General features: G+C 64.3%; 12 protein-coding genes and 1 tRNA gene. 6 read left to right on the plus strand and 7 right to left on the minus strand.

Annotated features, from left to right (window positions below):
- Nucleotides 1-106 precede the first annotated feature (106 nt).
- From ACTJKX_RS27045 to ACTJKX_RS27055, 3 genes are all read left to right on the plus strand, one after another.
- The gene (locus ACTJKX_RS27045) at nucleotides 107-1,180 is read left to right on the plus strand and encodes a microcin C ABC transporter permease YejB (protein ID WP_367623708.1); all 1,074 of its coding nucleotides are present in this window, start codon (nucleotides 107-109) and stop codon (nucleotides 1,178-1,180) included.
- A gap of 1 nt (nucleotide 1,181) precedes the next feature.
- On the plus strand, nucleotides 1,182-2,315 hold the full coding sequence (locus tag ACTJKX_RS27050; protein ID WP_440727094.1) for an ABC transporter permease: 1,134 nt from the start codon (nucleotides 1,182-1,184) through the stop codon (nucleotides 2,313-2,315).
- A gap of 76 nt (nucleotides 2,316-2,391) precedes the next feature.
- A tRNA-Arg gene (locus ACTJKX_RS27055) sits at nucleotides 2,392-2,468 on the plus strand.
- A gap of 88 nt (nucleotides 2,469-2,556) precedes the next feature.
- Here ACTJKX_RS27055 and ACTJKX_RS27060 read toward each other — a convergent pair.
- The 3 genes from ACTJKX_RS27060 to ACTJKX_RS27070 form a co-directional block, all read right to left on the minus strand.
- Nucleotides 2,557-3,312 carry an SDR family oxidoreductase gene (locus ACTJKX_RS27060; RefSeq protein ID WP_440727095.1) on the minus strand — a complete coding sequence of 252 codons (756 nt, stop codon included), beginning with the start codon at nucleotides 3,310-3,312 and terminating at the stop codon, nucleotides 2,557-2,559.
- A 348-nt stretch (nucleotides 3,313-3,660) separates the two neighbouring features.
- Nucleotides 3,661-4,023: a hypothetical protein gene (locus ACTJKX_RS27065; RefSeq protein WP_440727096.1), complete on the minus strand. Its 363-nt coding sequence runs from the start codon at nucleotides 4,021-4,023 to the stop codon at nucleotides 3,661-3,663.
- Nucleotides 4,024-4,043: 20 nt separating this feature from the next.
- Nucleotides 4,044-4,538, minus strand: coding sequence for an SRPBCC domain-containing protein (locus ACTJKX_RS27070; RefSeq protein WP_440727097.1), 495 nt, complete (start codon nucleotides 4,536-4,538; stop codon nucleotides 4,044-4,046).
- Nucleotides 4,539-4,587: 49 nt separating this feature from the next.
- On the opposite strand from ACTJKX_RS27070, the gene ACTJKX_RS27075 reads away from it, so the two are divergent.
- Nucleotides 4,588-4,911: an ArsR/SmtB family transcription factor gene (locus ACTJKX_RS27075; RefSeq protein ID WP_440727098.1), complete on the plus strand. Its 324-nt coding sequence runs from the start codon at nucleotides 4,588-4,590 to the stop codon at nucleotides 4,909-4,911.
- Nucleotides 4,912-4,989: 78 nt separating this feature from the next.
- On the opposite strand, the gene ACTJKX_RS27080 is transcribed toward ACTJKX_RS27075, so the two are convergent.
- The 4 genes from ACTJKX_RS27080 to wrbA all read right to left on the minus strand — a co-directional run bounded on the left by ACTJKX_RS27080 (nucleotide 4,990) and on the right by wrbA (nucleotide 9,133).
- Nucleotides 4,990-6,375 carry a sensor histidine kinase gene (locus tag ACTJKX_RS27080; protein ID WP_440727099.1) on the minus strand — a complete coding sequence of 462 codons (1,386 nt, stop codon included), beginning with the start codon at nucleotides 6,373-6,375 and terminating at the stop codon, nucleotides 4,990-4,992.
- Nucleotides 6,372-7,046, minus strand: a complete 675-nt coding sequence (locus ACTJKX_RS27085; protein ID WP_440727100.1) for a response regulator transcription factor — start codon at nucleotides 7,044-7,046, stop codon at nucleotides 6,372-6,374. The genes ACTJKX_RS27080 and ACTJKX_RS27085 overlap by 4 nt, the downstream gene beginning before the upstream one ends.
- A gap of 246 nt (nucleotides 7,047-7,292) precedes the next feature.
- Nucleotides 7,293-8,507 (minus strand): MFS transporter, encoded by a 1,215-nt coding sequence (locus ACTJKX_RS27090; protein WP_440727101.1) that lies wholly within the window; start codon nucleotides 8,505-8,507, stop codon nucleotides 7,293-7,295.
- Nucleotides 8,507-9,133, minus strand: a complete 627-nt coding sequence (gene wrbA, locus ACTJKX_RS27095; protein WP_440727102.1) for an NAD(P)H:quinone oxidoreductase — start codon at nucleotides 9,131-9,133, stop codon at nucleotides 8,507-8,509. Before wrbA ends, ACTJKX_RS27090 begins: the two co-directional genes overlap by 1 nt.
- Nucleotides 9,134-9,232: 99 nt before the next feature.
- Here wrbA and ACTJKX_RS27100 point away from each other — a divergent pair, with 99 nt between their 5' ends.
- Together ACTJKX_RS27100 and ACTJKX_RS27105 are read left to right on the plus strand one after the other, a co-directional pair.
- On the plus strand, nucleotides 9,233-10,141 hold the full coding sequence (locus ACTJKX_RS27100) for a LysR family transcriptional regulator (protein WP_440727103.1): 909 nt from the start codon (nucleotides 9,233-9,235) through the stop codon (nucleotides 10,139-10,141).
- A 209-nt stretch (nucleotides 10,142-10,350) separates the two neighbouring features.
- Nucleotides 10,351-11,590, plus strand: a 1,240-nt coding sequence (locus ACTJKX_RS27105) for a capsule biosynthesis protein (RefSeq protein WP_440727104.1), incomplete at its 3' end; no start/stop codon positions are given.

An 11,590-nucleotide genomic window follows, 5' to 3' on the forward strand; every position in this document is an offset into this window, starting at 1 on the left:
GCGGGAGAAGGTCCCGGCAGGGGGATGAGGGGGGTTCCGCGTCCCGCCAGGATTCCCATCGCCCTGATTCTCCTCTAGGTTCGACAGGCCAACCCGGAACGTCGATTTGCTCGCCTATGTCCTGCGCCGTCTCGCGCTGATCGTGCCGACCCTGTTCGGCATCATGCTGATCTCCTTTGCCATCATCCAGATCGTGCCCGGCGGTCCGGTGGAGCGCATGGTGTCGATGCTGTCGGGCAATGCCGGGGGCGGGGGCGATCTCGGCGGCCCGGCACCGAGCTTCAATGCCGGCGCCTCGCAATATCGAGGCTCCCAGGGCCTAGATCCGGCCTTCATCGCCAGCCTGCGCAAGCAATATGGCTTCGACAAGCCGGTCTATGAGCAATTCTGGTTGATGATCAAGAACTACGCCACCTTCAGCTTCGGCCAGAGCTATTTCCGCGATACGCCCGTCACCACGCTGATCGCCGAGAAACTGCCGGTGTCGATCTCCATCGGCCTGTGGGTGATGCTGCTCTCCTACGCGATCTCGATACCGCTGGGCATCCGCAAGGCGGTCAAGGACGGTTCCTTCTTCGACGGCTGGACCTCCGCGGTGATCGTCATCGGCTATGCCATTCCCGGCTTCACTCTCGGCATCCTGTTGATCACGCTGTTTGCCGGCAGCGCCTTCTGGCAGATCTTTCCCAATGGCCGGCTGGTTTCCGACAATTGGAACGAATTATCGCTGTGGGGCAAGATCGCCGACTATGCCTGGCACATGACGCTGCCGCTGATCGCCATGGGGGTCTCGGCCTTCGCCACGCTGACCATGATGACCAAGAACGCCTTCCTCGACGAGATCCGCAAGCAATATGTGCTGACGGCGCGCATGAAGGGATTGTCACCGCGCCGGGTGCTCTATGGTCATGTTTTTCGCAACGCCATGCTGATCGTGATCGCGAGCTTTCCCGCCGCCTTCATCGCGGCGCTGTTCACCGGATCGCTGCTGATCGAGCAGACCTTCGAGCTCAACGGTCTCGGCCGGCTCAACTATGAATCGGTCATCAACCGCGACTATCCCGTGGTGCTGGCCTCCATCTACATCCTGGCGCTGGTGGCCCTGGTCATCAATCTGGCCACCGACTTGATCTACATGTTCGTCGATCCGCGCATCGACTTCGAAGCGCGTGAGGTTTGAGATGGAGGCTGCCACCCAAACCCGGCGAGGCTGGCTTGCCCTGTCGCCTCTCAACCGGCGGCGCCTCAACAATTTCAAGGCCAATCGGCGCGGCTACTGGTCGTTCTGGCTCTTTCTCACCCTCTTCATCCTGTCGCTGTTCGCCGAGTTCATCGCCAATGAAAAGCCGCTGCTGATCGTCGACAAGGGCCAGGTCTTTACGCCGGTCTTCGTCGACTACGACGAGACCGATCTTGGCGGAGACCTGCCGGGACCGGCGAATTTCCGCGATCCCTACCTCGTCAAGCTGCTGGCCGATCGCGGCGCCTTCGTGCTCTGGGCACCGATTCGCTATGGCCCGCAGACCATCAACAAGAACCCGCCGGCCGGCGGCGTGCCCTCGCCGCCCACCTGGGCCCTGCGCGACGAGCAGTGCCGCGACGCCGCCCAGACCGTGGGCGGGACGGGGTGCCGCGACATCGAATGGAACTGGCTCGGTACCGACGATACCGGCCGCGATGTGCTGGCCCGCATCATCTACGGCACCCGGATCTCCCTGCTCTTCGGCCTGATCCTCACCTTCTTTTCCTCGCTGATCGGCGTGGCCGCCGGTGCGGTGCAGGGCTATTTCGGCGGCTGGGTCGACCTGATCTTCCAGCGCGCCATCGAGATCTGGACCAGCATTCCCTCGCTCTATCTGCTCATCATCATTTCGGCGGTGCTGGCGCCGGGCTTCTGGGTGCTGCTCGGCATCCTCCTGTTGTTTTCCTGGATGGCGCTGGTGGCGGTGGTCCGTGCCGAGTTCCTGCGCGCCCGCAATCTCGAATATGTCCGGGCGGCCAAGGCGCTCGGCCTGTCCGACACCACCATCATGATCAAGCACCTCCTGCCGAACGCGACGGTGGCGACGCTGACCATGCTGCCCTTCATTCTCTCCGGCGCCATCTCGACGCTGACGGCGCTGGATTATCTCGGCCTCGGCCTGCCGCCCGGCACGGCCTCGCTCGGCGAATTGCTCAAGCAGGCCCAGGCGCGGCCCAATGCCTATTGGCTCACCATCTCCGGCTTCACCGTGACGGCGCTGCTGCTCTCGCTGCTGATTCTGGTGGGCGAAGCGGTGCGCGATGCGCTCGATCCGCGCAAGACATTCGGGTGACCCCAAAAATCGCATCAGGCGAAATCGCATCGGGCGATTGCAGGACGCGGAACGATCGTTTAGAAGGACGAACGACGCACCCATAGCTCAGCTGGATAGAGCGTTGCCCTCCGAAGGCAAAGGTCGCACGTTCGAATCGTGCTGGGTGCGCCATTTTCCCCTTTGAAATGATTTGAAGCCGCTCGAGATGTGCCCGGGCGGCGAGGCTTGTCGGTCGCAGGAGATGCGGCGAACCGGCGGTTCAATCCGGATTCATGGTGGCAAAGACGGCCTCGTAGCGGCCGTCCCGCTCGGCCCGGCGGCGAGCGCGGTCGCGTTCGACCAGTACCTCGCCTTGCGGATGGTCGCCTTGGTCGAGCAACTGCATCACCTCGGCGACATAGGCGTCGACGGGCATCGCGCGCGGATCGGAGGCCTGCTGGCTGCCGGTGAGCTCGGTCTGCACATAAGGGGGTGCCAGCTCGAGCACCTCGACGGGCACCTTGCGAAGCTGGTGGCGCAGGGACTGGAGCCAGGAATGCAGGAACGCCTTGCTGGCGCAATAGGTCGGGAAGTCGGCACGAGGCACGAAGGCGAGGTTTGAGCTCGTGGCGATGATCGTCGCATCCGCTTGAGCCTTCAGAATCGGGAGGAGTGCTGCGGTCACGCGCAATACGCCCAGGATGTTGGTCTCCACGATCGCCTCGGCATCGCCGACATCCCAGCCGTCCGCCGTCAGGTCCTCGGCGCGCGAGATGCCGGCATTGGCGATGAGCATGTTGAGGTCGGGAAAATGCCTGCGTATCTCGTTGGCGAGGCGCGACAGGGAGCCGGGATCGGCGAGGTCGAGCGGCAGCCCGATCAAGCCGGGCCGGTTTGCCGTGATCCGATCAAGCAGGCCTTGCCGGCGTCCCGTCACGATGACGCGGTTGCCGTGCTGGTGGAAGGCTTCGGCGAGCACGCGGCCGATGCCGCTGGTGCCGCCGGTGACGAGGATGGTGTTGCCGGTCATCTTCATGGGTATTGCGTCTCCGTTGAGCTGGGGGCACGGAAACGCCGCCGCTGCGCGTGAGGCAGCGGGCCGCCTGCAATCCCAGGTGAGCATCGACCATCATGGCAGCGGCAAGCCGCACCGGAATGGAAGCCCCAGGGGATGACGGGAAGGCGGAGCAGAAGTGGGATGGCATGACCGTAGCGCCCTGTTGAATCGAGATCTCCCTGCTGGGAACCCCTCGACAAAGGACGCGTTGGATGACGGTAACGCCTACGGCAGCAGCATGGATGGCCGCTGCAAGCATTTTCGTAATAGGGCGCGTCACCACGGTCAAGTCGCTTCAGCCCGAGAGCGAGGCTGACCGCCCTCGGCTCACCAGGTGTCCGGCTCGCGCAGCATGTGGACGATATTGGCGGGATTGGTGACCCAGCCGCCCTTGAATCCGTCCGGCAGCGGCTCGATCGCGTCGCAACGGACCACGCCGGCACCCGACAGATGGCCGGACGCCTTGTTGAAATCGTCGGTGAACAGCTCCAGCCAGACTTCGGCCTGGCTCAGCATCGGCGCCTCGTCGAGCCACAATTTGTTGGGGCCGAGCTCGAAGCCGATGGCAGGCGCCTTGTCGGTGATCGGCGTCAGGCCGACCACATCGCGATAGAACGCTACCGTGGCCTGATATTGATGCGGAGGGATCTTCATGGCGATATCGATGCCGCCATAGATGGTCGCAGCCATGGTTGGTTTCCCTTGTCCCGTCATGGGGTGTCACTGGAGGGTTCGCTTGCCGGCACGCCGGCCAGTTCGCTTCGATAATAGCCCTCGCGCAGATTGATGCCGTATTCGAGATAGGCCTTGAGGCAGCAGAGCATCTGCGACCAGCCCTCGCAATTGAGGTAGGAGGCGTGCTGCCCCTGCGCGTCCTCGCTCCAGCCGGTCTCGGCGATGGTAACCAGCGTCGCGTCGTCTTCCAGCGCCTCGAAATCCATCTCGATGCGGGTTTTGTAGCCCGCGGCGCCATCGGCGGGTTTCGGCCCATCCCAGCGCAGCACGATATGGCTGTCGGCCATCACCTCGTCCACTTCGACGGGGACCTTGCCCCACCACACCACGGTCGCTCCGGCCGCCAATGGGGCGCTGGCGCCGCCGACCGTGGTGAAATAGGCGCTGAGCTTGCCGGGGTTGACCACGGCCTCGAACACCTCGCGAACCGGCTTTGCGATCCGTGCGGAAACCCTGAATTTCGGCTTCATCGGGCTTCTCCCTGTTGCAGGATGCGACAATATGTTATAAATTTATAACATGTCAAGCGAGCACGAAGAAGACCTGGTTTTCAAGGCATTGGCCCATCCGCGCCGGCGGGCCATGCTCGACCACCTCAAGGAGGAGGCGCGCACCACCGGCATGCTCTGCGAAGCCTTCGCGGACATGGATCGCTGCACGGTGATGCAGCATCTCAAGGTGCTGGAGGAGGCCGATCTCATCATCGTCAGGCGGGAAGGGCGTGAGCGCTGGAACCATCTCAACGCCCTGCCGATCAAGCGCATCCACGACCGCTGGATCAGCGGCTACGCCGCCCACGCCCTCACCCTTCTCGACAAGCTCAAGGCCGATCTGGAAGGATGATCCGGGGCCGTAAAAGTGCCTGTCCTGTCCTGAAATACCGTCCTCAAGACGAGTACAGCCCGATGAACGGGCCGTTGCTCAAGACAGCATCTTTCCTTCAGCCTGTCGCGCCGCCAAAGGCAGGTCGATTTCCAGGCAGGCGCCGCCCTTGGGGCCGTTGGATGCGGCGATATGGCCGCCATGCAGGCGCACGATCTCGCGCACGAGGTTGAGACCGAGTCCGGCGCCGCGGCCGTCCTGGCGCAGGCGGTGGAATGGCTCGAAGATCCGCTCGGTCTCGCTTTCGGGAATGCCGTCGCCCTCGTCGCAGATCTCGATGCGGCCGCTGCGGTCGACGCGTATGCCGATGGTGCCGCGGCGCCCGCCATGATCGATGGCGTTCTGGATGAGATTGGTCAGCGCCCGCTCGAGCGAGGTCTGGTCGCCTGTCACCAGGATCGGCCCGTCATCGGCCTTGAAGTCGATCTCGTAGCCGGCGGCGAAGGCCAGTGGTGCGAGATCGACGAGCACCCTTTGGGCGAGCGCGGCGAGATCGACCGTTGCCGTCGGCCTCTCCTGCTGGTCCAGGCGCTGGAAATCGAGCAATTGCCCGGTCAGCACCGCCAGCCGATTGGCGTCTTCCAGAAGCCGGCTTTTCTCCGCACCCGGCGGCAGCGAAGCGATGCGGGTGGTCAGGATGGCGATTGGCGTTCGCAGTTCGTGCGCCGCGTCTGCGAGAAAGCGTTGATGGCGTTCATAGCCATTGTCGAGGCGAACCAGCGCGTCATTGACGGCCTTGACTAGCGGCAGGATCTCGGCGGGTACGCCAGAAAGAGGCAGGCGGACACCACGCTCGGCAATGTCGATGCGCTCGGCCTGCGTTGCCGCCGCGCCGAGTCCTTTCAGCGCCCGGCGTACCACGATTGGCGTGACGATCAGCGTAACCAGCGCCATCAGCGCGAAGAGCGGTCCGATCACCGTGGCCGAACTCAGCGATACGCCCCAGAACAGATGTTGCCATGACATATGGCCCTGCGTGCCCGTAAGGATCTGCACGCGGCCGGCGGCGCTCTCGACCCATTTGAGCACGGCATCCGGTTTGTCGATGCCGGGCTGGTCCTCACCGATCCGCATCTGCTGGATAAGGCCGATGCCGGCCACGATTGCGGTATAGTCGGCGGGAACCTCGCCTTCCGCCAACTGTTGGCCCTGCTTGTCCTTGATAACGAACCACAGATCGGGAGCATCCTCCCGCAATCGCGCCAGATCGCCGGTTTTTGCCAGGGCGAGTCGGCCATCCGGCTGGCGGACAAGGGCATCCCGAAGCACATCGAGGGCGCTGTCTTCATAGGCATCGACGATGCGTGCCGTACCCCAGACCGCAAAGACCAGGATCACCACGATGAGTGTGAGCATGACGGTCTGGAAGGCGACCAGCCGTTTGACCAGGCGCCAGCGCAAGGAGGGCGAGGTAGTGGCGGTCATGGCGTCTCGCGCAGGAGATAGCCGACGCCGCGAATGCCGTTGATGGTGACGCCGGCGTCGGCGTCGGCAAGCTTGCGGCGTAACCTCGAAACATGGGTATCGAGGGCGTTGGACTGGATCTCGTCGTCCATGCCGAACACCGCTTCCATCAGGAAGGAGCGCAGCACCATGCGCCCCATGCGCCGCACCAGGGCTGCCAGCACCAGAAGTTCCCGCCTTGGCATTTCCAGCGGGATGCCGGCCACGCTGGCCTCCTGGTGGGTGAAGTCGAAGCAGAGCCGCCCGACCCGCACCACATGGGATTGCAGATGGGCGGGGCGACGCAGCAGGGCCCGCAGCCGCGCCAGCAATTCCTCGAATGCGAAGGGTTTGCCGAGATAGTCATCGGCGCCATGTTCCAATCCGTCGACACGGTCGGGCAGGTCGCCTCGGGCGGTCAGGACCAGCACCGGTAAGGGATTGCCGCTGGCGCGCAGGGTGGGAATCAGGGACAGGCCATCGCCATCCGGCAACTGACGATCGAGCAGCAGGGCGTCGTGCACCCGGTCACAGAGCACCTCTTCGGCGGCGGCAATGTTCGAGACATGGTCTACGATCATGTCGTGTCGGACCAGGGCGGAGCGCAAGGCCGAGACCATCTCAGGCTCGTCTTCCACCAGCAGGATCCGCATTGCCTGTCTCTCCCATGTCCCCTTGCCTCGCGCCTTGCCAACATAGCGTTACCCGTCCTGCATTGCGCGAACCTTGCGCACGCTCCTGCCGGGCAGCGGTTGAAAGGGGCGATCACCACCACGGCCGACGCATGTTGACGAATGCGCCCGAGCCGCAGGGGGCTGGCGATTTGCGTTGTCGCCTGCCTCGGTGGCGCGAGAAGGCGATCCGCGGCCTTCCCGTGCAATCGCGGGGCCGGTCCTTCCTCACGGGCCGGACGGGGAAGGTGCAGCCTGCCGGTCGATGCGGCCGAGGGCCAGCGCGAGGGCGATGGCAGCCGCGGCGGCGGCGACGACGAGCAGGCCTGCCGATCCCCAGCCATAGGTGTCGATGAGCGCGCCCACCGCAACCGGCCCGGCGACCTGGCCGAGGCTGCTGCCCTGCATGGCGAGGCCGACCACCATTGGAGCCAGCGCAGCGGTGGGCGCCAGGACGGGGGCGGAGGACAGGAGTGTCGCCGGGATGAGGCCGCCGACGGCCGAAAACACGATGCATAACAGCAGCAGCGGGCCATTCGGGAAGATCTGCAGGAACACGCAAGGCGCGGCGATTCCCATCACCAGGCTGGCGCTCGCGATCAGCACGGCGCGGCGGGTCCCGCGTGATAACAGGAAGCCGGCCGCGAGATTGCCGAGAATGTTCGAAGCACTGGCGAGTGCACTGACCATGCCGGCGGTGCCATAGTCCAAGCCCATGCGCTCCATCAGCAGGACCGGCAGGAAACTGAACAGGGCGAAGAACATCAGGCTATAGAGAGCAAAGCATAGGGCGAGCAGCGGGGGGCCACCGGCCGTCAGCACGGCAAGGACATTTCGGGCGAGGCGCTGCGGCGGCGTCGGGCTCCGGCGGGGGCTGCCCGGCACCGTGACCAGAGCGGCCGCGATGGCAAGGCTTGCGATGATCGCACCGGTCCACCAGATGGCGCGCCAATCGCTGAAGCACGGGCCGGCGAGCATGGCGAGGGCTATTCCGGCCGGCATGAAGCAACTCCACAAGGCAAAGGCGAGATCGCGCTGCCCGGCGGGGCTGATCCGGTTCAGGATGGCGAGACCCGCCACCGTGACCAGCAGGAAGCCGAGGCCTTCGACGATGCGCGAGGTGACCAGCACGCCATAGTGGGAGGTGAGGGCACCGAGTCCGCTGCCGGCCGCGATGGCGCCCAGGCCCAGCACCAGCATGCGGCGATCGCCGAAGCCGGAGATGGCCGCTCCTGCCGGGATACCGCCGGCCAGGCCGAGCACGGCGAAGATGCCGGCCAGCCAGCCGATGGCGCCAAGGCCGAGGCCGAGATCGGCCTGCAGCATGGGAGCGGCGATCAGCGTCTTGCCGACCTGCAGCGAGGCTGCAATGCCGGAGGCGACCACCATGGCTACTGCCGGCCAGGCCGTGGTGTTGCGGGGCAGGAGGAGAAGGGGAGCCATCAGGCGGCATCCTGGAGCCGCGCGGCGGCGAGGGCCTGGGCGAGATGGGCGACGTGACGTCCCTGGAAGCGCGCACCGTCGAGTTCGTTGGTGCTGGGCTCGCGATTGCCGCCGCGGCCGTCATCGGCCAATGTCGAAGCGCCGTAGGGCGAACCGCCGGTGATCTCGTCCATGCGCGACTGCCCCCCGAAGGTATAGGGCAGGCCGGCGACGACCATGCCCAGATGCAGCAGCGCGATATGGGTGGACAGGATCGTGGCCTCCTGCCCGCCATGCTGGCTGCCGGTGGAAGTAAAGACGCTGCCGACGCGCCCGACCAGGGCATTGCGTGCCCACAGCCCTCCGGCCTGATCGAGAAAGTTCTTCATCTGCGCGGCCATCGTGCCGAAGCGTGTCGGCGTGCCGAAGATGATGGCATCATGGTCGGCCAGTTCGGCGACATCGGCAATCGCCGCCCGCTGATCCAGCTTGTAGCCGGCACGGATGGCGACGGCATCCGGCACGATTTCCGGTACCCGTTTCACTACGGCGCGGGCGCCGGTTTCACGCACGCCTTCGGCCACCGCACCCGCCATGATCTCGATATGGCCGTAGGAGGAATAGTACAGCACCAGCACGGATGTCATTGTCAGCTCCTCGTCATTCCTGGATGAGGGGAGCATCGCATTTCAGGCTTATCGATCGGAGTGATATAATTGGCATCAAACCGATCGAAAGAATTGATCATGATCGATGCCCTTACCTTGGATCAACTGCGCACCTTCGTGACGGTGGTCGACAGCGGCAGCTTCCGGTCGGGGGCCGCCAGGCTCTCACGCGTGCAATCGGCGGTAAGCCATGCCATCGCCAATCTGGAGGCGGAACTCGGGCTGGCCTTGTTCGACCGCACCGGTCATCGCCCGGTGCTGACCGGTGAGGGCAAGGCCCTGCTCGCCAATGCCCGTGACATCCTCCTGCGCGTCGACGCCATGCGCGCCCGTGCCCGAGGATTGGGGGAGGGGGTGGAACTCGAACTTTCGCTGGTGGTGGACACGCTGTTTCCGGTCGCCTGGGTCGGCGAGGCTCTCAGGATGATGCGGCAGGACTATCCTTCTGTCGCGATCCGCCTGGCCTTCGAACCCCTGGGTGGCCCGCTCACGGCCCTGCTGGCGGGGCGCAGCACGCTGGCGGTGATCACCGGCGAGAATTTCCGTGATCCGCGCGTGGTGCTGCAGGGCCTCTCCTCGATCGAAATCGTGGCGGTTGCCGCGGCAGGCCACCCGCTGGCTACTCGGATCGACGACCAGGCGATCGAAGTCGCCGAACTTGCGGATCATCTGCAGATCGTCCAGATGGATCCGACCACCTTGTCACAGGGGCGGGATTTCGGCGTGTTGTCGCCGCAGACCTGCCGCGTTGGCAGCCAGGATACCAAGCACGCCATGATCCTGGCGGGGTTGGGGTGGGGACGCCTCCCCGCCTGGCAGGTGGAACGGGATCTGCGGGAAGGCCGCCTTGTCCGGCTGCACACCAAGGATCTGGGTCGTCATGCCAGGGCCGGTACGCAGGCCTATCTCGCCCATCGTCTCGATGAACCGCTCGGGCCGGCCGCCCGCGCTTTCGGCCGTGCGATCGAGGACATTGCCGCAGCGTAGGGCATCATGCCGAAAAGTGGATGCCGGCTTTCGGCAAAAACGATGCAGCAGCAACGGCCCGCGGGGTTGGACCCGATTCCGAAACCGGATTCGATGCCGCAATGCCTGCCGAAACGGTAGCCTGTCAAATCAGCGGTATGTACATATTTGCGACAAGAACTATCAGTATGTGTAAGCTGTTTCAGTTTGAATCAATTGTCGGATTGCCTATGCCGCGTCCCAAGTTCATTGTACTGCTCCAGGGACCGGTCGGCCCCTTTTTTTCCGAGCTTGCGCAATCGCTCCTAGCGCGTGGCGACAGAGTCCTCAAGATCAATTTCAATCTCGGCGACCGCATCTATTCGAGGCGGATTCCGTTTGTCATGTTTTCCGACAGCCTGTCGGCTTGGCGGGGCTGGTTCTCGCAGTTCCTGCTTGGTCAGAAGCCGGACAAGGTGATCCTGTTCGGCGATCAGCGTCCCTATCACCAGGTGGCGGTGGCGCTGTGCCGGGAGCTCGGCATCGATGTGTGGTGCCTGGAGGAAGGGTATCTACGACCCGATTACGTGACCGCCGAACGCGAGGGCAACAATGCGGCGTCCCTGCTGCCGCGGGTCCTGTCGGCCTATGATCGCAACAAGGCGGCCCCTGTCGAGGCGCCGGTGACGATCCCCGCCGCCAGCTTCAAGCCCATGGCCTGGTGGGCTTTCAAATATTACCTGGCGATGTCGGCCGGCAGCGTGGTGTTTCGGCAATATTCCCATCATCGCGAGCGCTCCTTGTTGGGAGAGGCGATGCTCTGGAGCCGCAACGCCATGCGCAAATACACCGATCGCTGGACCAATGCGAAGAAGATCATCGACCTCGTCGACAATTTCGACCGCAAATATTTCGTCGCCGCCCTGCAGGTGCATGATGACCTGCAATTGAGGGTCCACGGCGCAGGCTGGACCATGGAGCGCATGATCGAGGCCACGATCCGCTCCTTTGCCAAGCACGCCCCGCCCGGCACCCGCCTTGCCTTCAAGGCCCATCCGCTCGACCGCGGGCATCGGCCCTATCACCGCTTCGTGGCGCAGCTCGCCAAGCTGGCGGGTGTGGCCGATCGAGTGTCCTTGATCGACGACGGGCCGACCGGGCTGTTGATCCGGCATGCCCGCGGCATGATCACGGTCAACAGCACCACGGGAATTCTGGCGTTGCAGCGCAATTGCCCGGTCTTCGTGCTGGGGAATGCACATTATGCCATTGACGGCCTTGTCGCCCATGGTGGCGAAGACAGGCTGAAACAGTTCTGGAGCGCGCCCTTCCTGCCCAACGCGGCCGCGAGGGACGCCTTCGTCAGTCACATGGTGGCGGAGACGCAGATCAACGGCTCCTATTATCTGAGCCGTTACTTTGACCTGACCATCCGCAACCTGATCGGCCGCATCGACGACAATGTGGTGGAATTGCCGAAGAAGGCGCCTG

Source organism: Labrys sp. 22185, from assembly GCF_052045555.1.
GTDB lineage: Bacteria > Pseudomonadota > Alphaproteobacteria > Rhizobiales > Labraceae > Labrys > Labrys neptuniae.

Bases quoted from the DNA above. Each gene is read 5' to 3' on its own strand.
- ACTJKX_RS27100 (WP_440727103.1), top strand. From the start codon at position 9,233: ATGATCGATGCCCTTACCTTGGATCAACTGCGCACCTTCGTGACGGTG.
- ACTJKX_RS27075 (WP_440727098.1), top strand. From the start codon at position 4,588: ATGTCAAGCGAGCACGAAGAAGACCTGGTTTTCAAGGCATTGGCCCAT.
- ACTJKX_RS27050 (WP_440727094.1), top strand. From the start codon at position 1,182: ATGGAGGCTGCCACCCAAACCCGGCGAGGCTGGCTTGCCCTGTCGCCT.
- ACTJKX_RS27090 (WP_440727101.1), bottom strand. From the start codon at position 8,507: ATGGCTCCCCTTCTCCTCCTGCCCCGCAACACCACGGCCTGGCCGGCA.
- ACTJKX_RS27080 (WP_440727099.1), bottom strand. From the start codon at position 6,375: ATGACCGCCACTACCTCGCCCTCCTTGCGCTGGCGCCTGGTCAAACGG.
- ACTJKX_RS27065 (WP_440727096.1), bottom strand. From the start codon at position 4,023: ATGGCTGCGACCATCTATGGCGGCATCGATATCGCCATGAAGATCCCT.
- wrbA (WP_440727102.1), bottom strand. From the start codon at position 9,133: ATGACATCCGTGCTGGTGCTGTACTATTCCTCCTACGGCCATATCGAG.
- ACTJKX_RS27060 (WP_440727095.1), bottom strand. From the start codon at position 3,312: ATGAAGATGACCGGCAACACCATCCTCGTCACCGGCGGCACCAGCGGC.
- ACTJKX_RS27085 (WP_440727100.1), bottom strand. From the start codon at position 7,046: ATGCGGATCCTGCTGGTGGAAGACGAGCCTGAGATGGTCTCGGCCTTG.
- ACTJKX_RS27070 (WP_440727097.1), bottom strand. From the start codon at position 4,538: ATGAAGCCGAAATTCAGGGTTTCCGCACGGATCGCAAAGCCGGTTCGC.